This is a genomic window from Streptomyces sp. 142MFCol3.1 (genome assembly GCF_000424945.1).
GTDB lineage: Bacteria > Actinomycetota > Actinomycetes > Streptomycetales > Streptomycetaceae > Streptomyces > Streptomyces siamensis.
The window spans coordinates 1-24454 of the sequence record NZ_AUKV01000060.1; the positions used below are offsets into that span (position 1 = coordinate 1).

Genomic DNA, 24454 nt, shown 5'->3' on the forward strand with positions numbered 1-24454 from the left:
GTTCAGCACGTACTCGCGCGAGTTGTAGACCTCGCTGCGCAGGGCGGCCAGGTCGACGTCGAGGACCTGTCCGTTCCACTTGCGGGGCTCGCCGTTGATGAGGACGGCGCTGATGTTGCGGGCGTCGGAGCCCAGCACGACGGTGCCGATCGGGTCGTTGAGCGGCATGTTGTTGAGGTCCTCGGCCTGGATGACCAGCAGGTCGGCCTTCTTGCCCGGGGTGAGTGATCCGGTGACGCCCGCCAGGCCGTTGGTGTGGGCGCCCTGGAGGGTGGCGAAGTCGAGGACGTCGTGGGTGGTGATGCGGGAGGGCTGCTGGTCGGTGCCGTAGGCGGCGTTGACCGCGCGCATCCGCTGGATGGCGTGCAGAGCCCTCATTTGCGTGAACATGTCGCTGGCGAGGGCGACTTCGACGTCGATGCTCAGTCCGGGGCGAATACCGACGGACAGAGCCTCGTCGATGGCGGGGATCGCGGTCTCCAGGCCGATTTGGGCGTCGGAGGTGGGGGCGAGCGCCACGGTGGTGCCGGTCTCCCCCATCGCCTTCCATGCCGTGGAGGTCAGTCCGGTGGAGTGGATGAGGGTGACGTCGGGGCTGAGGATGCCGTCCTTGTGCCAGCGCAGGACCGCCTCGGAGGAGGACGTTCCGAAGACGGCGTCCACGCTCACTCCGATGCCCAACTCCTGTGCTATGCGGGCGAGTTCAGGACCGTAGGCGAGCGCCGGTCCGGCGATCTCGTCGGTGGCCAGGGTCGCCAGGCGCAGGGTCAGCAGCTGGTCGTCGCTGCTGAAGTACCGGTCCTTGATGCGGGTCAGGTCGCTGGGCCATTGCCGGTCCCAGTCGCCGAAGTGTGGGCCCATGGAGGCGTGCACGCCGCGGATGCCGGTGTCGATCAGGGCCTCGATGGCGGCGTCGGAGTGCTCGCGGGTGCGGGAGTTGTGGGAGAAGTCGAGCATGGTCGTGATGCCGCTGTCGATCGCGGTCAGCGCGGCCAGCTTGGTGCCGGTGTACATGTCCTCGGGCCGGTAGACCGTGGCGTAACCGGCCAGGGTGGCCATGACGTAGCCGCCGAGGTCGTCGACGTCCGGCATGATCCGGCGCAGTTGGGCCTCCCAGGCGTGCCGGTGGGTGTCGACGAAGCCGGGGGTGAGGATCGTGCCGGTGGCGTCGACGACCACGGCGTCGTCCGCACTGAGGTCGCGGCCGATGGCGGTGATCGTGTCTCCCTCGACGAGGAGATCGCCGCCGTCGATGACGCCGAGGTCGGCGTCCATGGTGACGATGGTCGCGCCGGTGAACAGGATGCGCCGCCGGTCGGCGGGCCGGCGCCGGAACTCTTCGAGCACGGCGGCGCTGGTGGTGGTGTTCACGTTCATGAGGGGTCTTCTTTCGATACGGCGGAGAGGGCTGAGAGGGTGGGGCGCCGGAGCGGCCGAGGCTGCTCTAACAACAGCCTCGGTCGCCGCGGCCACGGCAACCAGGCCGTGTTTTCCCCAGGTGTCGCGCACCCAGGCTCGAAGCCGTCGGTGCGTCGGCCGGTGGGAAGGTCAGCCCAGCTTCATGACGTAGCCCGCGTGGTGCAGTTCGTCGCCCTGGAACTCTCCGTAGGCCCAGAAGCCGAGGTCGTCCAGGTAGTCGATGCGGTCGCCGTCGATCCAGTACTGGCCCTGGTAGGCGTGCGGGCGGCCGCCCCGGGTCTCGTCGTAGCGGCCGTCGGCGGTGAGTTCCTGGTGCAGGAAGTCCTTCAGATCGATCCAGACGCCGACCCGCGGGCTGCCACTCAGGTCCGGTGCGGCGGGGATGCCCGCCTGGGGGGCGGTGGCCCGGCCGGGAGCGTCGGTGCCCGCCCACTGGACCGGCCGACCGGCAGCAACCAGTGCGTGGACCTGCTCCGGCCGGGACATGAGTGTGGCCACCGCGCTCGGCACGTCGGCGGCGAGTTCGTCGGGCACCACCAGGAAGTCGGTGGTGTTGCCCGGGGTCAGCGTCGCGACGTACTGCGAGCGGTGGCCGCGGCCGCCTGCCAGCGCGACGGTGTCCACGACGGCGGGGGCGATGGTCATGCCGGTGCAGTCGACGACGATGGCGTTGTCGTCCTCCGCCGCGGTGATGATGCCAGGGCCGACCCCCACGATCAGGGAGCCGACGAACAGGAGGTCGGCTCCGGTCATGGTCCCGATCAGCGGGTCCATCGTCAGGATCCGGGCGTTGGTGAACAGGACGGGACGCCCATCGTCGTTCGAGAGGATCTCGTCGAGTGCCTTGGAATTCCAGCTCACGGTGTCGGTGTCGGTGATGCCCATTTCCGTGCTCCTCAGATGGCCGGGGCCGATGTGCGAACAGCTACAGCGGCTGCTTGACCACCAGATTCGTCGCGAGCCGGAATCGGAACCAGGCCGCCGTATCCCCAGGTGCGCGCCACCCACGGTCGGCACCGCTGCTCGAGACGGAGGCCGTGGGCGGCCTCGGACGGACTGCTTGGTGCGGAGAATGACGAGTCGGCCAGTGGCAGTGGTGATGTGGTCACGGCTGTCGCACGGTCCCGGGTTCGCCGCATTGGCGACAATCACCTATCCCCCGCGCCCTCGTGTGGGGGCGCCGGCTCGGTGCGCCGAGGGCTCAGCTCTGGGGCGCTCACCCGGTCGTCGAGGGAGGACGCGCGCAGCTGCCGGCGCCAGGCCTAGCGTGCGGAAGATACGGTGCAAGCGGGCGTCGACAGTGCGCGGGCTCACGAAGAGCTGAGCCCCACCTCCTTGGCGGTGGGCGCCGGTTGCAACCAGGCGGGCGAGCAGCCGCTCGTGGGTGGTGGTTGATCGAAAGCGTCGGCAGGCTGCTTGCGCGGACGCTCGCCCGCGGTGCGGGCGGCCGTGGCAAGGTCGGGGGCGACGGCGGCCAGGACCTCCACCGCCTCGGTGACGTAGCGGTAGACGGTGGCGATCCCGACACCGAACCCGGCCGCGAGCTGGACGTAGGTGTGCCCGCACCGCAGATGGGCCAGGACCAGCAGGGCCTGCCGGTTCGCGGAGAGCCTGCGCCACCGCGTGCCCCGTTCCCGGCGTCGGGTGGCCAGCAGTCGGGAGAGGTACCGCAGGGTCGAGGTGGACAGATCGATCCCCGATGGGTAGACAAGCACGTGAAGCTCCGGGCGGACAGGTTGCTCTTGGTCGGAAACCCATCTACCAGGGGCTTCACCCTTGTGTCAGGCCAACCCGGAGACAAGGGAAGCAGGTTGGCGAGGCTGACTGAGCGGACGCCTCATTTCTGACGTTCCGCGGAGCACGGTCTCCCGTCACGAATCCCTGTGACGCCGGGCCGTCTCACCGGGTGCGGCGACACTGCAGGCCGCGGTGACGCTGGGGGACGTCCGTGCGGCGCCGCGCCCGGCCCTCTCGTTACGCCACCTTCGGCCTGCTCACGTCCGGACGTCGCGGCACGGGACGGACGGTGCCGGACCTCAGCGGGCTGCGAAGAAGTCGAGGTAGGCCTGGGCCAGAGCGGTCGGGTTCTCCAGCGCGATGTTGTGACCGGCCGCGGGGATGACGACGCTGTGGACGTCGTCGGCCACTTGCGCCATCTGCTGTGCTACCGCGTCCCCGAGGTATTCCTCGGCTCCGACGGCCAGGACCGGGCAGCTGAGTGGGTCGGCGTAGTGCGGGCGGTTCTGTTCGGCGTCGGTCTGCCGGGCGCGGTACATCTCCAGGATGGCCCTGGTGCCGCCCGGCTGCTCGGCCGAGTGCACGATCTCGTTGACGTCTTCCTCGGCCAGCGCGCTGGGGTCCCACATCTGGCGGCGGGCGTAGTACGTCCAGAAGGGCCGTTCCCGTCCTGCTAGCAGCAGTTCGGGGATGTGCGGCAGGCTGAAGAAGCTGAAGTGCCAGCCGGTGCGGCCGTCGTCGGGGGCGAGCGAGGGGTCGGGGCCGCCGCCCGGCATTCCTGGGCCGGCCGGAAGTCCCGGCAGGAGCGTTTCCTGGAAGACCAGTTGCTGCACCCGGGGCCGGTGGAAGGCGGCGACGGCATAGGCGATGGCCGCGCCCCAGTCTTCGCCGGCGACGCGGAACCGGTCGAAGCCGAGGTGGGTGGCGAGTGCGGCGACGTCGGCGGCCATCGTGGAGGTGTCGTAGCCGCGCAGGGGGCGCTGGGAGCCGCCGGCACCCCGGTTGTCGAGCACGATGACGGTGTAGTGCGGGGTCAGCAGCGGTACAACGTGACGCCAGTAGGCCATGGTCTTCGGCACGCCGTGCACCAGGAACACCGGCTCGCCGGTGCCGCCGATCGCGTAGTGGATCTCCACACCGTTGACCTTGGGCTTGCCGTGTGTGAGCCGGACTCCGGCGTGGTCAGTGAGGTTCACCTCAGGGACCTCCTTCTTCTTCTCATGGGCTGTGCAGGCGCAGACTGTGTGGCGGATCGTCCGGAGCGGCGTTTCTTCGCCGCCGTCCAGCCGGTGTCCGCGGTCGGCGTGAAAGCTTCACCCCGTGCAACCGCGCCTCCATCGCCGCTGATGTCGCATGCGTCGCGCTTGCCCCAGATGGAGTCCATCTGACGATCAGATGGTGGCAGCGCGTGCGCCTCCGCAGCCGCGCCGCTCCCGATCGGCAGGGCCGCGGTCGCCGACGGGCGGCGGGTCAGCCGCCCGTCGAGCGGACCCGTAGCAGTTGATCGGCGAACCGCGCCGCTGCCGGGCTGGTCTCGCCCGCCGGGGGCAGCATCAGGTGGATGTGCCGCTCCAGACGCACGCCCTCGACCTCGACGAACCGCAGGACGCTGTCCGGGGCTGTCAGCACCGGGTACTGCAGGCCGGTCGGAGCGAAGCCGATGCCGACGCCCGCGCCGACCAGTTCGAGGAACAGTTCCCAGTCGCCGACCTCACAGACGACCCGGCGCTGGATCCCTTCGGTGGCGAACGCGGCGTCACTGAGCAGGCGGGCCGTCCACCGCGGGGGCACCTCGACGAACCGCTCGTCGGCCAGTTCCGCGATGGTGACGTCGGACCGCTCCGCCAGGCGGTGATCGGCACGGCAGACGAGGCGCAGCGGCTCCCGCGCGAGGCCGGTCATCCGGATGCCGGGGACCCGGCCGACCGCGGGTCCGATCACACAGTCCACCTCTCCTGTCCCGACCATCGAGATCATCGTCAGCGCGGGCCCGTACTGGAGGCGCAGGTCGATACCGGGGTGATCGCGGGTGAACTCGCCGAGGTAGGAGGCGAACGGCACCAGATGCTGGGCGGAGAGCCCGACGCCCAGACGCAGGGTGCCGATGAGCACGTCACGGGTGTGGTGCACGGCTTCTTCCGCCTGCGCGGCGCTGATCACGGTCCGGCGTGCCGGGCCGACCAGGGCTTCACCGGCCGCGGTGAGCCGCACCGGCCGGGTCCCGCGGACATAGAGGGGCGTGCCGAGTTCGCGTTCTAGGGCCTGGAGCGAGTTCGACAGGCCCGACTGCACGATGAGCTCCCGCTTTGCGGCGCGGGTGACGCTGCGCTCATCGACCAGCGCCAGAAAGTGCCGTAGCTGTCGGAGTTCCATCGGCCGCCGCCTCCAGGCCTGCGTTGCAGTGCATCTGGACAGTTCCATCTGTGGGACAGATGCAGCCTATCTCCGCACACTGCCGCCGGATCGCCATCGACGTTCCGACCGACGTGGTTGACGCCGACGAACCAGTAAGGAACACATCAAGAACAGGGGATTCGCCCATGCCGGACCACTCGGCGAAGCACGCCGCGCCTCAGCCCGCCGGAAGCGGATCGCAGCGGGCCGTGTTCGTCATCGCACTGATCTGCGCCGCCCAGTTCGTGCTGCAACTGGACTTCAGCATCGTGAACGTGGCGCTGCCGTCGGTTCAGCGGGAGCTGGACATGCCCGCAACGCAGTTGCAGTGGATCGTCACCGGTTACGCGCTGTCCTTCGGGTCGTTGCTGCTGGCGGGCGGCCGCCTGGCGGACCTGCTCGGCCGACGGCAGGTGCTGACCGTCGGCCTGGCCCTGTTCGGGATCGCTTCGCTGGCCTGCGGTCTGGCGCAGTGGCCGATCATGCTGATCGCCGCCCGGATCGTGCAGGGCGCGGCCGGGGCGATGGTCTCCCCGGCCGCGCTGTCGCTGCTGACGACGACCAGTACGGAAGGGGCAGCGCGCCACCGGGCGCTGGCGATCTGGCAGGCCACCACCGCGGCGGGCGCGACCGCCGGGATCGTGGCGGGCGGGCTGCTCACCCAGTACTTCGGCTGGCGGGCTGTCTTCCTGATCAACCTGCCGGTCATCGCCGTCATCCTCGCGCTGGTCCCGCGCCTGCCGATCGGGAAGCGGTCCGGCGGCGGCAGTCTCGATGTGCGCGGGGCACTGCTGGTGACCACGGGCATCGCGGCGCTGATCTTCGGCCTCAGCAGCGGGCAGCAGCACGGCTTCACCACGCCCACCACCCTCGTCGCTCTCGCCCTCGCGGTGCTGCTGACCACGGGCTTCGTGGTCGCCGAAAAGCGGTCGGCGGCCCCGATGCTGCCCCTGCCGATCCTGGCGGAGCCGGCCCGGCGGGCCGCGATCGCTGCCATGCTGCTGATCGGCGCCATCCTGGCCGGCTACGTCTACTTCGCGTCGCTCTACCTGCAGAGGGTGCTGGAATTCAGCCCGGTGACGACCGGACTGGCACTGGTCCCGTCGACCGGCACCGTCGTGCTGGTCTCCACCTTCGGCACACGCTGGCTGACGGCCCGGTTCAGCGTCAAGGCTATGCTGCTCGCCGGGCTGGCCTGCATGGGCGCTGGGCAACTGTGGCTCGCCCAGATCACCGCCGGGGCCTGCTACCCGGCGGCCGTACTGCCCGGCATGGTGCTAACCGCGGTAGGGGTCGGGCTCGCCCTGCCGACCGCCTCGATCGCGATCACCAACGGTGTCCGGGCCAGCGAGCAGGGGCTGGCCGGGGCGCTGTTCACCACCAGCCAGCAGACCGGCGCCGCGGTCGGCCTTGCGGTCCTCGCCACCGCCGCCGCGGCCGCCACCGGCCACAGCGGCTCCCCGGTGGACGGCTACCGCCTGTCGTTCCTCCTCGCGACCGCTCTCGCGGTCCTCGCCACGATCATCGTCGCGCTCCAGCTCGGCTCGACACCCCGCCGCGTCGAACCCCAGCGCCGGCAGCCCGGCCCCGACGGAACGCCCAATGCGCGGACCGCGGCTCAGCTCGACGAGAGGTGACAGGACCGACGGGGCCGGCCGGCAGCGTCGCCCCCGGCCGGTCGTCGCCAGGCCGGGGGCGCGCCGCGATTCAGGGCGAGACGCGGGTTTCCGCCGCCCTGCGTCTGACCAGCTCAGGCCGATGATGGAAAAGGCTCATTCCTGAGGTGCGCGGCAAAGGTGGCTCGGCTGCTGGGCGTCGAAGACGTCGCTTGCGCGTCCGCCTGTGCTTTCAGGGGGCGGGCGGGCCGCCCTGGGCTGCGCCGTCCGGCCGCTCGCCGACTCCATGGGCGGACATCGGGAGCAAGGACATCCTCATGCTCAGGCGTTGCTCCTCGGTGTCCAGATGGCGTTGCACCCGGCGCAGCACGCTGTCATCGATGCGTGCTTGGTTGCGCAGGTCGTTCAGTGCGCCACGCTTGACGTCGAGGAGCTTGCTCTCGAGCGCATCGCGGGCGGCGATGACGGTCGCACTTACTGCGGCAGCAATCATGGTCGCCTGAAGCAGGGAGATAGAGGTCAGCGCGCGGACGGCGGCACGTCGGGCGGCAGGTCGACCCGACCGAAGTGCGGGGTGAGGCCGATGAGGATGCCCCCGCCCAGCAGCATCAGCGGCTCGCTCAGGCGGAGGCGGCGGGCCAGCCAGGTCATCATCAGCATGGCGGCGAGGACCACGGCAATGAGTTCGAGGCCTGTCATAAGTCATTCCTCATCCCGGTGGGTGCTCCGGGCGTTGGGTAGGCGGTGGTGCGAAGGCTGGGCAGGTGGCGGGGAGCATCACAGGAGGTATTGCCACTTGGTCATGCGGTCTTGCAGGTCGATGGTTTCGCCGTCCAGCGTGAAGGTGCCGTCGCCGCGGTGGTGGAGCATCTGCGGGTGCGGCTGGGACGGGTCGACCCAGGCCCGGACTGCTTCGAGGACGAACAGGCTGTACGCGCCGACCAGGGTGGTGTCGGCGACCTTGCATTCGATGTTCGCGAAACACTCGGCGATCAGCGGTGCTTTGACCCGTTGTGCGGCCACCGGGGTCAGGTCGAACTCCTGGAACTTGTCCACGTCCTGGCCTGAGCAGTTGCCGATGTCGACCGTGGTCTCGGCGAGTTCACTGCTGGGGATGGAAATGACGCATTCCCCGGTATCGCGCAGCGCGGTGTAGCTGTGGTCCCACGGCCCGATGGTGCAGCCGATCAGTGGCGGGGCGTGGCGGATCATCATGTTGAACCCGTTGGTCATCACGTTCGGGATGCCACGGTGCTGTGTGGTCACCAGGATGACCGGGCCGGGCTCGATCAGTCGGTGGACCTGGTCCAAGGGGTGTGCCTGCAAATCACTGACAGTAATCACGCTGGTCTCCTGGGGCGTACGGGCCGGCCGAGGAGACAGCCGCGGTTTCAGTGAATGTGCGGGTCAGTGTCCTCGGCCTTTCTGTACGTCCACTCTCGCCAGCGATCAGTGAGGGTGTAAGGGCCGGGCTTTTCCTGGGTACGCGAGGGCCAGGCTGCTCGCACCGGGACTGCGGTCAGGCGTCTTTTGATGACGCGACGCGCAGCCTGCGCATCACGGGTGATGAGTCGGTTCGGCGATCCGCTGCGCTTCGCGCTGTTCCTGCTCGATCCCGGAGCGGAGTTCGGCGAATGCAGCCGCGGTGGGGCTGGCGGGTTCAGCCTGATAGACGACCAGCTGCTGATGAGGGGCTTCATTGACCGTGAAGGCGGAGAACTGGATCTGCAGGTCGCCGACCCGGGCATGTTTGAGGTTCTTCGTCTGCCGGGTCTTGCCCTTCACATTGTGCCGTGCCCACAGCTCGGCGAATTCTGGACTCTCCGTGGAAATGTTTTCCACGACTTCGATGATCCGTGGAGATTCCGGGTCATATCCATAGGCGGCGCGTATTTCGGCGACGCACGAGTGGGCTGCCTTTTCCCATTCCTGGTAGAAGTCGCGGCCCGCCGGGTCGACGAAAACCATGCGAGCCAGGTTGTCGAACCGCTGAAATCCACTGTGCAGTGCCGCCGCAAGGTCATTGCGCGCCAGGATGTCCAGCGCCGGGCCCACTACGAAGGCAGGGGTGTCGGGCCAGCTGTCGAGCAGCTGCAGCAGCTGCGGGTTGACCTGGTCGTGGCCGGCAGGAAGGGTGCGGCGTTCCTGAGGTACTCGGGTGAGTCTGCGCAGGTGGTCGATGGCTTCGTCATCAAGGTGCAGGGCGTCCGCGACGGCCTCGACGACCTGGGGTGAAGGGCTGGACTCGCGGCCCTGCTCCAAGCGCATGTAGTAGTCGGAGCTCACACCGGCGAGCATCGCGACTTCCTCGCGACGCAGCCCGGGCACCCGCCGACGGCCGTGCTCGGGCAGGCCCACGTCCTGCGGCTTGAGGGCTTCGCGCCGTGCTCTGAGGAACTCTCCCAAAGGGGTGCTGTCACTCATGCCCCCCAGGCTAAGCCTTCCCGTTTCGGAATGCGGCGGGCGCTGAATTGATCGCGATGCGCTTTCGTGGGCGGCTGCTTTCTCCAGGCGGGGCCTGCCCGAGGCGCGACGCCTGGGTCGGCGCCCCAGGACGCACCCGCATGGTGGGAGCAGAGACAGCATCGCTGGGTCAGTCAGGAACGCGGAAGCTGGTCGAAGACCGAGGCGGGCCGATGCAGGAACATGATCTGGATCCGCTCGGCCCGGCAGGCGCTGGGTGTGAACAGGTCAGGCAGCGGTGTCCGGTTCGTTGGGTGCGACGGAACGGGCCTGCTCTGCGAGGGGTTCGGTCGACCACGTCGCCAGGAGCCGCAGGGCGGTTTCGGAGGAGGAGCCGGGCTCGGTGCTGTAGACGAACAGGGTCTGATTGCTGTCGCCGGGCAGGGCGAGAGCTTGATAAGTGACGGTGAGCTCCCCGACGACGGGGTGGTGGTAGCCCTTGGTCCCCTCGGTTCGCTCGTGGACCCTGCGCTCAGCCCAGTACCCGCGGAAGTGCTCGCTGCGCACGGCGAGTTCGCCGACCAGTTCGCCCAGCTGCGGGTCCTCGGGGTGGCGCCCGGCATCCATGCGCAGCATGGCAGCAGTGTCTGCGGCGACGGTCTCCCAGTCCGCGTACAGCTCGCGGGCGGCGGGGTTGAGGAAGAGGAACCGGGTCTGGTTGCGCTCGTTCGCGGGCATGGCGTCGAAGTCGGCGATCAGTGCACGGGAGAGCGGGTTGGAGGCCACCACGTCGGTGCGCCGACCCAGGACGAATGCGGGGCAGTAGGCGGCATCCAGGGTGGTCAGCAGCTGGTGGACGGCTGGGCTGACCTGCTCGGCCGGGGAGGGCGCAGCCCGCCGGGACTGGATAGGGCGCCGGTTCGCGAGATCGAACAGGTGCGCCCGCTCGGTATCGTCCAGGTGCAACGCTGTCGCCAGGGCCTCGAGGATCTCCGGCGAGGCCGTACGGCTACGCCCCTGTTCCAGGCGCGTGTAGTAGTCGACGCTGACGCCTGCCAGCTGGGCGAGCTCCTCACGGCGCAGGCCCGGGACGCGACGCCGGGCGGTCCTGGGCATTCCCGCCTCTGCGGGATTGAGGCGGCCTCGACACGAACGGAGAAACTCTCCCAGCTCCACGATCTGGTTCATACCGTCATTCTCCGTCACGCCCGCGGGCATGGACAGGCGCAAGGGTAGCCGTGATACACCCAGGAAACGAAGGACCAGTCTCGCGGCTGTGAGCGGGACGCGTCTTCCTTCATTCGCAGAATCTCTTTCCGGCCTCCCTCTGTCGGATCCGGTCGGCAAAGCTCGATGGCATGCGACCGCCGAGGGGCAAAGAAAGCAGCAGTGAATGAGGAATCACCCCGGCAGTCCGGATACGGAGCCGCTCACCGCTTCATTTCTGAAGCACCAACGCGGTTTCGATGGCGGCGCTGTTTGATGTGAACTGCCACACGTCTCGGGAGCGCTCCGCAGCTCGAATCAGCGGGTGGTGATCGTTTCCGGGGGCCGTCGTGTCAAGAAGGGTCTCGCAGGGGCCGCAAAATTCCGGTACCGAGGGGCGGCATCATGTTGTCAGGCAAGCGAATTGGTGAGCTGCGCTGAGCGTGCAGGCATGTCGCTGCTGTGTCGCGGCGGTTCTGTGGTGCGGGCGTCCTGCGCATCCCCCGGGTCTCGCCTCAGTCCGGGCTGATGAACGGGGCACGCTGGGGAGTCGGCACCGCGCTCAGGGAGCCAAGCAACGCCAGAGCGTCGGCGGAGGGGCTGCCGGCCTCGGCCTGGTAGACGATGATCTGCTGGCTGGGGGCGCTGTTGACGGTGAAGGCTTCGTAGTGCAGCTCCAGGTCGCCGACATCGGCGTGATGGAAGAGCTTGGCCTCGCGGGTCTTGCCCCGTACGTCGTGGCGGGCCCACAGTGCACGAAACTCGGCGCTCTTCATTGACAGTTCGCCGACGATTTCGATCAGTCGCGGATCATCGGGGTCGATGCCGGCTGCCCGTCGTAGTGCGGCCACGCATGATTCGGCGGCACGGTCCCAGTCGCGGTAGAAGTGGTGCGCGGCCGCGTCCAGGAACGTCATACGCAGCAGGTTGTCACAGGAGTTGAAGCCCGCATACAGGACGGCTGCGAGCCGGTTGCGGGCGAGGATGTCCAGGGCGTTGCCCAGGACGAAGGCGGGCGTGTCGCTCCAGGTGTCCAGGAGCCGCCGCAGGTGCGGGCTGGCCCGTTCGACACGGGGCGCACGACGGGTGCGGCGCGTAGTGGGGGTGGCCACGCGGAAAAGGTGTGCCACGGCGTCGTCGTCCAGGCGCAGGGCCTTGGCCACGGCTTCGAGTACCTGCTGCGAGGGGTGCCGTTCGCGCCCTTGTTCCAGGCGCATGTAGTAGTCGGTGCTCACACCGGCCAGGGTGGCGACTTCCTCGCGGCGCAGACCGGGCACCCTGCGGCGACCGGACGTGGGAAGCCCGGCATCCTCAGGGCGCAGCTGGGCGCGCCGTGCACGGAGGAAACCCCCCAGCGCATTCTCGGCCGCGGGGCGCTTGTCTGTGTCCATGCCGTCGAGGTTAGAGCGGCTCAGCGCCCTGTGGAGGGCCGTAAGGGGGGTGTACTGCTCCTAGGAATTCCATGCCCTTGCAGAGTCTTGGCTTGATCGCCTTGAATGACGCGCGCCACGAAACGAGGCGGACTCGGCTCTGACCTTGACCCCCTACGCGAGCCGGGTGGGCACCGCCCTACCAGGGTGTCCTGGCTCTTTGGGGCAGTGTGTCTCCGCATGCCGTGGACGGGGACGATGAATCCGGTGCGGCTTCGTGCCGCCCGCTGTCCGGCGGTCTTCCTGCCCTCGTGGCCCGGCGACGGCTCATCTCAACGCTACCGCCCGGCCTGCGCGCCCCTGCATCTGCCCGCCGCATGTCCCGTCTGATGGGCTGTCGCAACCTCTGCACCGTCCAGGCCAATCTTGCCTGACCTTCGTCCAGTTCCTCACCGGCATGGTCGTGCAACGCAGGCCGTCCGCACCGGACTGGCGACGGCCCGCAAATACCAACCGGCGCCTTGCCATCTGCGCCGCATCCGTTGTGGCCCACGCCCGCAGCCCCACCGCCGAAGAGATCGCCGGCTGTAACGCCCGGTCACGGAAGTAGCAGCGATGACCAGCATCACTGTCATCGGGGCAGAGAACGTCGAAGCCTCTGGGCCCGACGCTGCAGAAACTGTGAAGGATCATCAGATCGGGCAACTGGCAGGCATGGAGCCCGCCCGAGGCGGCCGGCGGCTGGCGGCCCTGCAACTCACCGGTGAAGGGTCGCTGCCTCACCAGCTGCCCAAGCGCGCGCTCCTGTGCGACCGGTAGGAACTTTTCCATCCGAAGACCGCCCGAGCACGGCAGGCGGGTGTCTGACTCCCAGGACTGTCGCACCCTGGGTGAACTGCGGCCTGGCTACCTCGCTCCGGGAAACGGACCGTGGAGGCATGACCATGAACAGCACTTCCCCAGCCCCTCACCCGTACATCGGGATGTGGGTGACCGCAGACGGCTTCATCCGGCAGGAGCTGCTGGCGAACGGACGGTATGACGAAGCCCGGGGCGACCGAAAGAGCGCCTACACGGGCCGGTACACAGTCACCGGCAATCACATCGACTACGTCGACGACATCGGTTTCACCGCCACAGGGGACGTCCGCGACGGTGTGCTTTACCACGAGCACCTGGTGCTCTACCGCGAGGGCGAACAGCCCACCCGGTCGGCATAGCGCCGCCTGCTCCCCACCGCCGGGCCGCACCCGGCCCGGCGGATCCATACCCCCTCAACGGCTTTTGCCTCTTCGCTCCCCCACCCGGAAAGACACTGCCGTGGTGCCGGACCGGTGCCCGTGCGTCCCTACCCTAGCTCTTCTGCAGGGTGCGGGTGACACCCGCGATGATTGCGGTAGTCAGCACCCAGCCGAAGCCGATTAGCAGGTAGGCCAGCCACTGGAGGCTGTCGTTCGACCAGTACCAGGCCGTGCGCTGGCCCAGACCACCGATGGGGATCAAGAGGTCGAGGGTGTAGACGAGGGGCTGGAACGGGGCGCCGTCGCCTTGTTTGACGGGGTGGGGGGAGTGAGTGTCGAAGGACAGCATGCCCAGCATGACCAGCGCGAGGAGCCAGACGCCTGCCAGCCAGGGGCGGTAGCCATAGCCGACGGTCGCGTCGAGCAGGTGGCCCCACACGCGCGCGGCCGGATGAAGAGTTTGACGCCGATGGCGTTGTTTGGCCAGGAGAACACGGCGGGCGTCGTCGTCGTGGCCGGCCTTCCGGTACCAGCTCGCCAACTGCTCATAGGGCTGTGGGTTGTAGCCCGGGCCGCGTCTTATCCACGCCACACGGTGGGCCACGGAATCCCGCAGCCCCGCTGCCTCCCCCCGCTCGCCTGCCTCGTCCTCCTTGATGGAGCCGTAGACGAAGCCGTCCAGCTCCACCACGTCCGGCCAACTGCGGCCACTGTCGTGGAGGTAGGACACCTGCGCGCCCCGGAGGTCCACGGTGCCGGACGGTGCCCGGGCGAGGGTGAAGTCGAAGTCGACGGCCTGCATCAGCTGGGCGGCCAACGACGGGCCGTTGCCGTCAGGCGGCCCGTTCAAGACAGCTCCTGCAAAGGTCAGGTCCGAGATCCGGGCACCCCGCAGCCGTACGGTCCCGTGCGCGGTGAACCCGTCGCAGAAGTTGAGCGTTGAGGCCACGGTGTTGTCCAGGGCGAGCACCACCCCGCGCGGGCCGGGATGTTCCAGTAGCGCGCCCCGCATGTGCAGTCCGCCTGGCAGTTGTGCGCCCATGAGACGGACTTCGCCGTGCGCGACAAATCCGTCCTGGCAGTAGACGCCACCCTCCGCGACGAGTCCGCCGGCGGACACTGCCCATTCTTCGGGTGCGGTGATGTTGGCGCCGTTGAGGTTTACGGCGCCGCTCACCTGGGCGTTGATGAGCGACAAGGCGGTGTCCCTGCGGTGGAAGGGCGAGGCAGAGCTGCTTTCCAGGCGAGAGCGTCGCAGGTCGAGGCGTCCCTCGATACGGGTCATTCCGGCTTCCACGCCCGGCACTCGGCTGCCCACGATCGCAATCGACTGGGTCGACGCTCCGGAGAGGTCCACACCCTCCTCGAACCAGCAGTCCTCGAGCCAGAGGGCATGAGCGATCTGCGCGCCGGCCAGGTTCAGGTGTCCCGATATCCGCGCCCCGGCGAGCCTCAGGCACGCGACGGCGCCCGACTGCGCGGTGTTCGCGCCCAGGAGCAGCGCCACGATCACGGCGGCCCGAACCGTCCGCCCGGGACCCCAGTGCCCACCTTCGGCGACACGGTCGTCCTCGGGCACACCCGTGCGCAGGTCCACGCGGCGTCCCTCCGGGAACGCCTCCCACAGCTCACGCTCCGGTGAAGTCAACTCGTCGTATGAGAGCACCCATGCAGACTAGTGATCTTCCTTCGCGCTCACCCTGCCTCACGCGCGCGAAGATCGGAGGGCAGCCCATCCCTTCCGGCGGGGAGCCAACCGGCGGGCGGTCAGACGGGCTGGGAAGCGAGCGCCTCCGTCGCGGTCCGCCTGTGCGCCGCCCTCGGTCCAGCTCCGGGACAGTCTTGCTGGCAAGTCTCCGGCGCGCCTGCGGTGGGGCATCTGTGCGTATGCGCTCCCCTCGCGGACACACGTGCGCCAGGCCGGCGGACACAGGCAAGGGTGCATCCTCAGCCTAGGAGTATTTCTCCCAGGAAACTCCTGGCCTTCCTGCCTCTCGGGATGTCTTGCAGGATCGAATGCGTCGGAGGAATTCCCCGATGACATGCGAACGAGAAACGCAGAAGAGAGGCCTGATCATGGCTACGTGGTTCGTTACCGGAGCATCCCGAGGTATCGGTGCGGAGATTGCCCGCGCTGCGCTGGTGGAAGGCAACAATGTCGTGGTTGCGGTCCGCAACCCCGACCGCGTTCCGGAAGACTTCAAGAATTCCGACAAGGTGTTCGCGGTCGCGCTGGACGTGACGGACAACAACAGCATCCCGCAGGCCGTCGAGGCGGCCGTGGACCGCTTCGGCGGTATCGACGTCCTGGTGAACAACGCCGGCCGCGGCCTGCTGGGCGCCCTGGAGGAGATCACCGATGCCGAGGCCCGTTCGCTCTTCGACCTCAACGTCTTCGGCCTGATCAACGTCACCCGCGCGGTGCTGCCCGTCATGCGCAAGCAGGGCTCGGGCAAGCTCGTGCACATCGGCTCCCGCTCCGGCTTCGAGGGCGAGCCCGGCGTGAGCATGTACTCCGCCTCCAAGTTCGCGGTGGCCGGCATCAGCGAGGCCCTGTCCGCGGAGATGGCCCCGTTCGGCATCCAGTCGATGGTCGTCGAGCCGGGCGTGTTCCGCACCGACTTCCTCGACTCCAGCTCCCTGACCGTGGCCGCAGCCCGGATCGCCGACTACGACGACACCCCGGCCCACGTCACCCTGGACTGGATCGACAAGGCCAACCACGCCCAGCTCGGCGACCCCGTCAAGGGCGGCGCCCTCATCGTCGAGGTCACCTCCAGCGCCAAGATGCCCACCCACCTCTACCTGGGCCGCGACACCCTCGAGCGCCTCGAGGTCAAGTACCAGCAGGTCCAGGAAGACCTCGCCCACTGGCGCGAGAAGTCCGCGGCCACCGCACACGACGACGCCGCGTAATCCCACGGCTCCGCAGCGCGAACATCCATCCGTGCGCGGCCTCACACAGCCCGGCCGGGCCGGCCTCTCCCTCCTCGCCGGCCCGGCCGGGCACCCCAGACACCGGGCGTTAGCCCGCATCCGCAAGCCCTCTCCACTCGCCCCCTTTCTGACCTCCCTCGAAGGAACCTGTCATGTCTGTTCTTCTCTCCGGCTCCCCGCTCGCGGGCCGTGTAGCTGTCGTCTCCGGCGCCTCCAGCGGCATGGGCGCCGCCACCGCCGAACGCCTCGCCCAACTGGGCGCCACCGTGATCGTGCTCGCCCGCCGCAAGGACAAGCTCGACGGTGTCGTCAAGGACATCGAGGCCTCCGGCGGCACCGCACTGGCCCTCGCCGTCGACGTCACCGACCGCGCCGCCGTGCAGAGCGCCGCCGACCGGGTCGCCGACCGCTTCGGCAAGGCCGACCTGGTCTTCAACAACGCCGGCGTCCAGCTCATCTCCGGGATCGAGGAACTCAAGGTCGACGACTGGCAGCGCCAGATCGACCTCAACATCACCGGCCTCATGAACGTGATCGCCGCCTTCCTCCCCCACCTGACCGAGTCCGCCGCCCAGGGCAAGCCCGCCGACCTGATCAACACCTCCTCCATCGCGGCCACCCGCATCCTGGAGAAGTTCTCGATCTACTCCGGCACCAAGGCCTACATCAGCCAGCTCACCCGACTGCTGCGGGTCGAACTCGGCCCCAAGATGGTCCGAGTCGCCACCATCCAGCCCGGCATGGTCGACACTGAACTGCCCGACCACGTCAAGGATGTGGACGCCAGCACCCTCATGGCCAACCTCATCAACGACATCGACTGCCTGCAGTCCACCGACATCGCCGAGACCATCGCCTTCATGGCCGCCGTCCCGCGCCACGTCAACCTCACCGAGATCACCATCATGCCCACCGCACAGGCACTCTGACGCACAGCGCCAAGGCATCACGACAGCACCCCTCGAAGATCAGCCCGTCAGAACAGCAGGGGCCGGCCCCCACCCAGGGGAGCCGGCCCCTGCGGCTTTCCTTCCGCTCCGTGCATCACGCGGCAGGTGCATACGTCTCAGGGACACCACTGCTCTGAAATGTGCGACCCGGTTGCCCCGCGCCGCCCGGCAGACCGCGCGTGCATGAACGCCCCGAAGCAGATTCGGGTCAAGAGCCCTGGAAGGCCACAGCGTGCATTCACCAAAGGCACCGACATTCCACGCGGCAAACGGGCCCGGCCGGTGCGGCTCATGGACCGGCCCACACCCACAGCGGCAGAAGTCCGGCAGAGCAGACGGATCTACACCGCACACCGCCTGACCGATCCGACCAGCCCTGAACCGACCGACAGACCAGAAGGCTGATCACCACACGCACGGAGAAAGGCAATGACACCCAGAACACTGACGTATACGGGATGGGGAGTCGCTGCGGCCGCAGCGCTGACAGCGGGTTTCGTCGCTGTGACCTGCACACCGAGCGCCAGCCCCTCCCCCGCCCCGCCGAGCGCCACCACTGTCCTGACCCCCGGCAGCAGTACGCAATCCGCCCCGCATCCCCATGCCGATACGTGGGTGACCGCTGACGGCTTCCTCCCGCAGGACCCCCTTCCCAACGACTGCCACGACGACGCCCGAGGCAACCGCAAGGACGCCTGCACCTGCAGCTACACCGTCACCGGCAACCGCCCCGACGACACCGGCTTCACCGCCACAGGCGACGTCCGCGACGGCGTCCTGTACGACGAGTACCTCTTCCTCTGCCCCGACGACAGCCTCCCGGAAATCACCCGGAAACTACCCTGACCACGATCCATCTGGAGCCTGTCCGCACCCTGACGGCACGGCCGGTGCTCGGTCCCGACGGTGACAGCGATGGCCTGCGTTGCCGGACGGCCAGAGGATGACTTTCTGGTTGTCCGGGCAAGCGGGCAGGGCTGTGCTCTCAGCGCCCCGCACAGGTACGGCATCTGGGCTGAGGGCTGGCTTTCCCCGCGGACGACACCACGCAGGTCTCCACCACACGCCCATCCTCACCTCGCGGAGCACAGCGTGAGGATCCCGCCGTCCCTCACCGTTCCCGGTTTTGGCATCAGCAGCACTGCCGCCGGCCTTCCCACCTCGATCGTCGTTCTCTGTGTGCTCGCCATGGTCCTGTGTGTCCTGGTCCCGCCGATCCTGAACTGCCTGACTAAGGGCTGTCCCGTAAATGACCTTTGATGGGTCTGCAGCATGGTGGTCTGCTGTCCGGCTCGGTGGTCTATCCGGCGAGGGCAAGGTTGTGCATCCGTGCGATGCCGAGCATGGCGTGGTGGACGCCGTCGCCTCTGAGTCGGCAGTCGCGGAGGATCTTCCAGGTCTTCATGCGGGCGAAGACGTGCTCGACGCGGGCGCGGACCTGTTTGTGGGACTTGTTGTGGGCCTGCTTCCACTCGGGCATCTCCTCGCCTTTGCGGCGCCGGTGTGGCATCACGAGCCCGGTGCCTGGATAGCCGCCGTCGGCGATGGTCGTGGTCGTGCCGACGGCGGCCTTTGCGCCGGACTCCTCCCACGCCTTGCAGTCGTTGCGGTTGCCGGGCAGGGGTCGGCCGACCGTCACGACGAGGCGGGTGTCGGCGTCGATGACGACTTGGTGGTTGGTCGAGTATCGGTAGTTCTTCGATTGCTCGGCGATGGTGTGGTCGCGGGTGGGCACCAAAAGTGCCGTCCACGATCAGCACGGTGTCCTTCGCGAACCGCTTGCGGGGCTGGAGGGCGAGCATCGGCCCGAGGTGGTCGATGATCCGGTCTGCCGCCGACTTGGAAACCCCGAAGAGCGGGGCCAGTTGGCGCATGGTCAGGTTCGTGCGCCAGTAGGCCGCGACCAGCAGCGCCCGGTCCTCCAGCGGCAGGCTCCACGGCCGACCCCTGCGCAACGCGTCTGCACCCTCGCGCCGCAGAACCGTCACCAGCTTGCCGAACTGCCGCGGGCTCAGCCCGGTGAACGGGGCTATCCAGGACGGCTCCGACGTCGTGATCACACCAGGCACGCCGGGATCATCGCACCCAGCCGGCGTGCCCGGTCAGCAAGCCCCCTGCCTCAGCGGAACTCGTGGACCACCTGGATCTCGCCGATGATGTGGGCGTTGAAGTCGTCCAGTTCCTCGGCCGGAACCCAGAGCTCGAGGATCGTCTGTCCGCCGGCCTGCTGGACGGGATAGCGGCTCAAGAACTCCGACTCGACCTCAAAACGAGTGACGAAACCGGCGCCGTCGTGCTTCACGTTCCAGTCCCGCGCGATCCTGACCGCGTAGGCCTCGTTGAGGACCGGGTAGAAGATCGGCTGCTCGGGCAGCCGGGGCGGCCAGGCACGCCAGTTCAGCTCCCGAACCAGATCCAGCTCCTTGGGGCCGGTGGGGCGCCACAGGGTCGTCGTTACTGGCTGGCTGCTCATCTGGGTCGCTCTCTGAACGTAGGCCGCCGGTACGGCGGGTCGGGGAACCGGACGATACCGGCACCGCGAGCTCCGCAGCTACGCAGTTTCCGCGCCCTGACCAGTCCCGTGACCAGCTGTTACGGGACAACCCTTAGCCTCGGACCATGGAGTGGTTCATGGCGGCGGCGGTGGGAGCAGTCGGCGGCGCCTCCATGGAGGCCGTCGACATCATCAAGGCCATCAAGTGGCACCGTCAGATGCCTTGGAACGTCCAGTCGGACACCATCGACCCGCCTCAGCGCAGAGTCGAGGTGCGGCCCGGCGAGGAACGCCTTCCCGCACCTGGTTGGAAGGCGTACTGGGTTGCTGGGGTGCTGCGACTGTTTGTCAGCGGAGCCCTGGTCGGTGCCGTGGCGGCCACCTATCCGCAGAGCACGAATCCGCTGGTGGCGTTTCTCATCGGGCTGGGCGCGCTGTCGGCTGTCCAGCAGGTCATCACACTGGTGCCGTTGATGGTGAAGAGTGCCGGTCGGGCTGCTCTGGGCGGTGTGGTGGAGGAGGCGCAACAACGGGTGCAGGACCTGCAGCAAAAGGGGCAGCAGCCTGGCCCCGGGCAGTCGAATGGTGCTCTTCCGGGGCCCTCGGCAGGTAGTCCTTCAGCAGGCAATCCAGTCCAGGCAGCGCTGCTCTTCACTCGACCGGTCCGCATCCGGTGCGGTCTTCAGCGCAGTCACTGGCCCAGTCCTCAACCACCTGGGCATCCCGGCCGCAACCACCGGAGCATTGCCCCGCGTGTGGTGGTCGCCCGGCGGCGTCCTTGGCACCCTGCCGTTGCATGCCGCAACCCCCCAAGGGGGAGCTCCAGGTGCGTTAAACCGCGTCGTCTCCTCGTACACGCCGACTTTGCGGGCTCTGCACCACGCCCGGCAACGCGTCGCCCGCCCAACGGGCACCGGTGCGCTCATCATCACCGCTGGCGACGCCATCGGCCTCGCACCGCTGCCCGGCGCCCACCGTGAGGCCGAACACCTCGTCCGACTGCTCCCCAGCGCTCAACTGTTGACCGGCGCGTCCGCCACTCACTCAGCATCGTCTCCGCGCTGCCCCGTTACGCGTATGCGCACTTCGCCTGCCACGCCCTGGGGGATCTTGAGCGCCCGTCCGGCAGCCGACTCGTCCTACACGATCACGCCGAACATCCGCTCACCGTCCGCGACCTCGCCCGCCTCCACCTGCCGTCGGTCCAGCTCGCCTACCTCTCCGCCTGCGGCACCGTGCGGACCAGCCCCGAACTCGCCGACGAGGCCGTACACATCGTCAGCGCCCTCCAGATCGCGGGCTTCTCGCACGTGGTCGGCTCGCTGTGGCATGTCGACGACACGATCGGAGCCAGTGTCGCCCAGGGCGTGTACGAGTCCCTGGGCACGGGCGACGGCGCACTGGATGTCGACCGGACAGCCGAGGCCCTGCACTCCACCGTGTGTGCACTACGTGACACCTATCCCCAGACCCCAAGTCTGTGGGCCTGCCAGGTACACGCAGGTCCCTAGCTGTTCTGTCCGGGGAGGTTGTGGACAGGTGAGCCAGGTCTCGGCTGAGGGATCTTGAACAGGTGAGGGCCTTCCGGGTTCGGTGTGGATTGCGACGTCTACACCGACCGAAAGGCCCTCGTGTCCCACCGTAATGCACCCCTGACCGAGACCGGGCGCCTGCGCCTGGCCCGCTGTGTGGTCGAGGAGGGCTGGCCGCTGCGGCGGGCCACCGAACGCTTCCAGGTCTCGCCCACCACGGCCCAGCGATGGGCCGACCGCTACCGCCGCGATGGCGAAGCCGGCATGGCCGACCACTCCAGCCGGCCTCACCACAGCCCCCGCCGCACTCCCACCTGCTTCGGGCCGGACGTTGTCGGTGACTGTCGACGCCGTCGGAGCGTGGCCCGCCTGCTGCGTCGGGTGAGAACGGCCGCGACCGCGTCGGCGCCGTAGTAGGCGTCGGCGCGACCGCGGGTGCGGAGCGGTCAGCGGGACGCGGGGAAGCCCAGGTCCGGACCTGCGGCCACTTCGGCAGGGTCCGGCCATCGGCTCGTGATGACCTTGCCACGCGTGTAGAAGTGCACGGCTTCGCTGCCGTACATGCGGTGGTCACCGAAGGCCGAGTCCTTCCAGCCACCGAAGGAGTGGTAGCCCACCGGCACCGGCATCGGCACGTTCACACCGACCATGCCCGTCTCGACCTCCAGCTGGAACCGGCGGGCAGCGCCGCCGTCGCGGGTGAAGATCGAGCTGGCGTTGCCGAACGGAGAGCCGTTGATGATGCGGATCGCCTCCTCGTAGGTCCCCGCGCGGACCACACACAGAACGGGGCCGAAGATCTCGTTCCGGTAGGCGTCCGAGTCGGTGCTGACGTTGTCGAGGAGGGAGACACCCATCCAGTGCCCGTTCTCGAAGCCCTCGACGGTGAAGTCCCTGCCGTCGAGCACCACGTCGGCCCCCTGGACGGCGGCGCGCGCGACGTAGCTCGCGACCTCGTCCCGGTGCGCCTTGGTGACGAGCGGACCCATCTCGGACGCCGGGTCGTTGCCCGGCCCGATCGTGATCTTCGTGGCCCGCTCGGCGATCCGGGACACCAGCGCGTCGCCCGTCGGACCGACCGCGACCACCACCGAGACAGCCATGCAGCGCTGCCCCGCGGAGCCGTAGGCGGCGGTCACGGCGGCCTCCGCGGCCGCGTCGAGGTCGGCGTCGGGCAGTACCAGCATGTGGTTCTTCGCTCCGCCGAGGGCCTGGACACGCTTGCCGCCTGCGGATGCCCTGCTGTACACGTGGCGGGCGACCGGCGTGGAGCCCACGAACGACACTGCCGCCACGTCCGGGTGGTCGAGGAGCGCGTTCACCGCGACCTCGTCGCCGTGCACGATGTTGAGCACACCATCGGGCACGCCGGCCTCGGCCGCGAGTTCGGCGAGGAGCATGGACGCGGACGGGGCCTTGCTGCTCGGCTTGTGGACGAAGGCGTTCCCGCAGGCGATCGCCATGGGGAACATCCACATGCTGATCATCGCTGGGAAGTTGAACGGCGAAATTCCGACGATCACCCCGAGCGGCTGGCGGACCGACGCCACGTCGATGTGGCTCGACACCTCAGTGGACGCGTCACCCTTGAGCGCCATACCGAGCCCACAGGCAAGTTCGACGATCTCCAGGCCCCGGGCCACCTCACCGAGCGCGTCCGCGTGAACCTTGCCCTGCTCCGCGGTGATCAGCGCGGCGAGATCGTCGCGACGTGCGTTCAGCAGCTCTCGGTAGCGGAAGAGGATCGCGATCCGCTGCGTGAGCGAGGACGTACGCCATGTGGCATAAGCCTCCTTCGCCGCGCCGACCGCGGCGTCGACCTCGTCGGCACCGGCCATCGCGACCCGTGTGGTGACCTCTCCGGTCGCGGGGTCGGTCACGGGGCCCCAGGCACCGGAGTCGCTCGAAGCGCCCTCGAAGGGCTTGCCGCCGATCCAGTGGGTGACGGTCTTCATCGGTGGAACTCCTTCGAAGGTGACGGCGGCGCCGAGGTTCCTGTCGTTCACCTCACGGGCCTTGACTGCAGCAGCCGGACGGGCCTCGCTCTTGGCGACGGAAACGCCCCCCACGCCCGGAAGGGCGGGACTGCTGACATCGAAGCTACGTCTTTGATCTGCGCGTTCAGGCGCTTCGGAACCTCGTGGCCCGAAGTGCCTCCCTCGGGTCCCATACCGTTGTGGGGTGGATCACTGACATACCCAGCGCCACGTTCGCCTTGAGATCGATCCCGCCGCTGTCGGTTCCCTCGGCCACGGAGCGCGACCCGACAGTCGCTATGTTCAGGCGCCGTGACGGGCACGAGCTCCGCTGCTACGGACTTTCATTCGAGGTGATCGACCGGATGGAGACCGCCCAGGCTGCTGATGATCCCGGTCGTCGGATCAGACTCGCGGCCTGTTCATGAACTGCCTGCGGCTCACCCCCGACGACGACCCCGAAGTCGCCGCCCAGGCCAACCGCCTGCTGGAACTGGCAATCGACGGGATCCGGCCGTAGGTCGGCCCCGGGGCCGACCTACCACCGTGCGCCCCGGGGCGGCTCCCGCGCCGGGTCCTGCAGAGGAGGGGTAGATGGGGCCGCAGCCTTCATCAGCACGGACAGACGCGCTACGCCGGGGATAGACCGTCAGTCTTCAGTCGGTCGGCTTCCGCCTCTCGTCCCTGGCGGCGCAGGAGTAGGATCAGGGATTTCGCGGCAAATGGTGAACCGTTGTGAACCTCGTCCCACAGTCCGTTGGCATCACCTTGCCCGGCAAGCAGGTCGGCCAGACGACTGGCGGCATGGATGTTGCCTGCGTCCGCTCGGACACGCAACTCATCCATGTCGCCGCGGTCTCCGAGCAGATCGGCCAGACACATCTCCGCATCCGTGTCGCCTGCGTCGGCCCGGGCCCGCAGCTCATCCATGTCGCCACGGTCGGCGAGCAGGTCGGCCAGACGCCGGGCTGCATCCCTGTCGCCTGCGTCGGCCCGGGCCCGTAGCTCGTCTATGTTGCCTCGATCGGCGAGCACTTCGGCCAGGAGCGCGGCTGCCTCAAGGTTGCCCGCGTCGGCCTCGATTTGAACCAGCGAGTAATCGCCCTGGTCGGCCAGCAATGCCGCCAGGCCAATGGCCGCATCCCTGTCGCCTGCGTCGGCCCGGGCCTGCAGTTCATC

At 68.5% G+C, this 24454-nt stretch carries 20 protein-coding genes and 5 pseudogenes; 9 read left to right on the forward strand and 16 right to left on the reverse strand.

All coding sequences use genetic code 11. The features are described from left to right. The 5 genes and pseudogenes from H305_RS0141975 to H305_RS48810 form a co-directional block, all read right to left on the reverse strand. On the reverse strand, positions 1–1377 hold a 1377-nt coding region (locus tag H305_RS0141975), incomplete at its 3' end, for an amidohydrolase family protein (RefSeq protein ID WP_028805717.1). Positions 1378–1548: 171 nt separating this feature from the next. After that, positions 1549–2304, reverse strand: a complete 756-nt coding sequence (locus tag H305_RS0141980; RefSeq protein WP_028805718.1) for an Atu4866 domain-containing protein — start codon at positions 2302–2304, stop codon at positions 1549–1551. A 539-nt stretch (positions 2305–2843) separates the two neighbouring features. After that, positions 2844–3134 (reverse strand): annotated as a pseudogene (locus H305_RS48805) (helix-turn-helix domain-containing protein); the annotation flags it as partial. A 321-nt stretch (positions 3135–3455) separates the two neighbouring features. Next, entirely contained in the window at positions 3456–4352 is an 897-nt protein-coding gene (locus H305_RS0141990) for an alpha/beta fold hydrolase (RefSeq protein ID WP_028805719.1), read from the reverse strand. A gap of 274 nt (positions 4353–4626) precedes the next feature. Then, positions 4627–5529, reverse strand: coding sequence for a LysR family transcriptional regulator (locus tag H305_RS48810; RefSeq protein ID WP_051371588.1), 903 nt, complete (start codon positions 5527–5529; stop codon positions 4627–4629). Between the two features lie 167 nt (positions 5530–5696). Here H305_RS48810 and H305_RS48815 point away from each other — a divergent pair, with 167 nt between their 5' ends. Further along, on the forward strand, positions 5697–7187 hold the full coding sequence (locus tag H305_RS48815; RefSeq protein ID WP_051371589.1) for an MFS transporter: 1491 nt from the start codon (positions 5697–5699) through the stop codon (positions 7185–7187). Between the two features lie 211 nt (positions 7188–7398). On the opposite strand, the gene H305_RS0142005 is transcribed toward H305_RS48815, so the two are convergent. From H305_RS0142005 to H305_RS0142030, 6 genes are all read right to left on the reverse strand, one after another. Beyond that, positions 7399–7659: a hypothetical protein gene (locus H305_RS0142005; RefSeq protein WP_028805720.1), complete on the reverse strand. Its 261-nt coding sequence runs from the start codon at positions 7657–7659 to the stop codon at positions 7399–7401. Positions 7660–7685: 26 nt separating this feature from the next. Beyond that, the gene (locus H305_RS0142010; protein ID WP_028805721.1) at positions 7686–7865 is read right to left on the reverse strand and encodes a hypothetical protein; all 180 of its coding nucleotides are present in this window, start codon (positions 7863–7865) and stop codon (positions 7686–7688) included. A gap of 78 nt (positions 7866–7943) precedes the next feature. Further along, positions 7944–8510 (reverse strand): flavin reductase family protein, encoded by a 567-nt coding sequence (locus tag H305_RS0142015; protein WP_234021435.1) that lies wholly within the window; start codon positions 8508–8510, stop codon positions 7944–7946. Positions 8511–8723: 213 nt separating this feature from the next. After that, the gene (locus tag H305_RS0142020) at positions 8724–9590 is read right to left on the reverse strand and encodes a helix-turn-helix transcriptional regulator (RefSeq protein ID WP_028805723.1); all 867 of its coding nucleotides are present in this window, start codon (positions 9588–9590) and stop codon (positions 8724–8726) included. 267 nt (positions 9591–9857) lie between these two features. Further along, entirely contained in the window at positions 9858–10685 is an 828-nt protein-coding gene (locus tag H305_RS0142025; RefSeq protein ID WP_028805724.1) for a helix-turn-helix transcriptional regulator, read from the reverse strand. Positions 10686–11290: 605 nt separating this feature from the next. Beyond that, positions 11291–12166, reverse strand: coding sequence for a helix-turn-helix transcriptional regulator (locus H305_RS0142030; protein WP_028805725.1), 876 nt, complete (start codon positions 12164–12166; stop codon positions 11291–11293). Positions 12167–12760: 594 nt separating this feature from the next. Between H305_RS0142030 and H305_RS0142035 the strand changes: the two genes are divergently transcribed. Next, complete coding sequence (locus H305_RS0142035) at positions 12761–12964, forward strand: hypothetical protein (protein ID WP_028805726.1); 204 nt, start codon at positions 12761–12763, stop codon at positions 12962–12964. A gap of 119 nt (positions 12965–13083) precedes the next feature. Further along, entirely contained in the window at positions 13084–13365 is a 282-nt protein-coding gene (locus H305_RS0142040; protein WP_028805727.1) for an Atu4866 domain-containing protein, read from the forward strand. Positions 13366–13498: 133 nt separating this feature from the next. Here H305_RS0142040 and H305_RS0142045 read toward each other — a convergent pair whose 3' ends face one another. Beyond that, positions 13499–15052, reverse strand: coding sequence for a hypothetical protein (locus H305_RS0142045; protein ID WP_028805728.1), 1554 nt, complete (start codon positions 15050–15052; stop codon positions 13499–13501). A 410-nt stretch (positions 15053–15462) separates the two neighbouring features. On the opposite strand from H305_RS0142045, the gene H305_RS0142050 reads away from it, so the two are divergent. The 3 genes from H305_RS0142050 (at position 15463) to H305_RS48820 (ending at position 18119) form a co-directional block, all read left to right on the forward strand. Next, the gene (locus tag H305_RS0142050) at positions 15463–16302 is read left to right on the forward strand and encodes an SDR family NAD(P)-dependent oxidoreductase (protein ID WP_028805729.1); all 840 of its coding nucleotides are present in this window, start codon (positions 15463–15465) and stop codon (positions 16300–16302) included. Positions 16303–16475: 173 nt separating this feature from the next. Next, positions 16476–17252 (forward strand): SDR family oxidoreductase, encoded by a 777-nt coding sequence (locus H305_RS0142055; protein ID WP_028805730.1) that lies wholly within the window; start codon positions 16476–16478, stop codon positions 17250–17252. A gap of 582 nt (positions 17253–17834) precedes the next feature. Continuing rightward, positions 17835–18119, forward strand: coding sequence for an Atu4866 domain-containing protein (locus H305_RS48820; protein WP_051371591.1), 285 nt, complete (start codon positions 17835–17837; stop codon positions 18117–18119). A gap of 454 nt (positions 18120–18573) precedes the next feature. On the opposite strand, the pseudogene H305_RS48825 reads toward H305_RS48820, so the two are convergent. Then, positions 18574–19342: pseudogene (locus H305_RS48825) on the reverse strand (transposase). Positions 19343–19392: 50 nt separating this feature from the next. After that, positions 19393–19746, reverse strand: coding sequence for a hypothetical protein (locus tag H305_RS0142070; protein WP_028805731.1), 354 nt, complete (start codon positions 19744–19746; stop codon positions 19393–19395). Between the two features lie 603 nt (positions 19747–20349). Here H305_RS0142070 and H305_RS56245 point away from each other — a divergent pair. The 3 genes and pseudogenes from H305_RS56245 to H305_RS51815 all read left to right on the forward strand — a co-directional run. Further along, positions 20350–20754: pseudogene (locus tag H305_RS56245) on the forward strand (hypothetical protein); the annotation flags it as partial. A gap of 113 nt (positions 20755–20867) precedes the next feature. Then, on the forward strand, positions 20868–21278 hold the full coding sequence (locus H305_RS55535) for a CHAT domain-containing protein (protein WP_234021436.1): 411 nt from the start codon (positions 20868–20870) through the stop codon (positions 21276–21278). A 120-nt stretch (positions 21279–21398) separates the two neighbouring features. Beyond that, a pseudogene (locus H305_RS51815) lies at positions 21399–21614 on the forward strand (leucine zipper domain-containing protein); the annotation flags it as partial. Between the two features lie 131 nt (positions 21615–21745). Here H305_RS51815 and H305_RS0142100 read toward each other — a convergent pair. Beyond that, a complete protein-coding gene (locus tag H305_RS0142100; RefSeq protein WP_028805735.1) occupies positions 21746–23254 on the reverse strand; it encodes a CoA-acylating methylmalonate-semialdehyde dehydrogenase in 1509 nt (502 codons plus the stop codon). A gap of 651 nt (positions 23255–23905) precedes the next feature. Next, positions 23906–24454 (reverse strand): annotated as a pseudogene (locus H305_RS53105) (hypothetical protein); the annotation flags it as partial.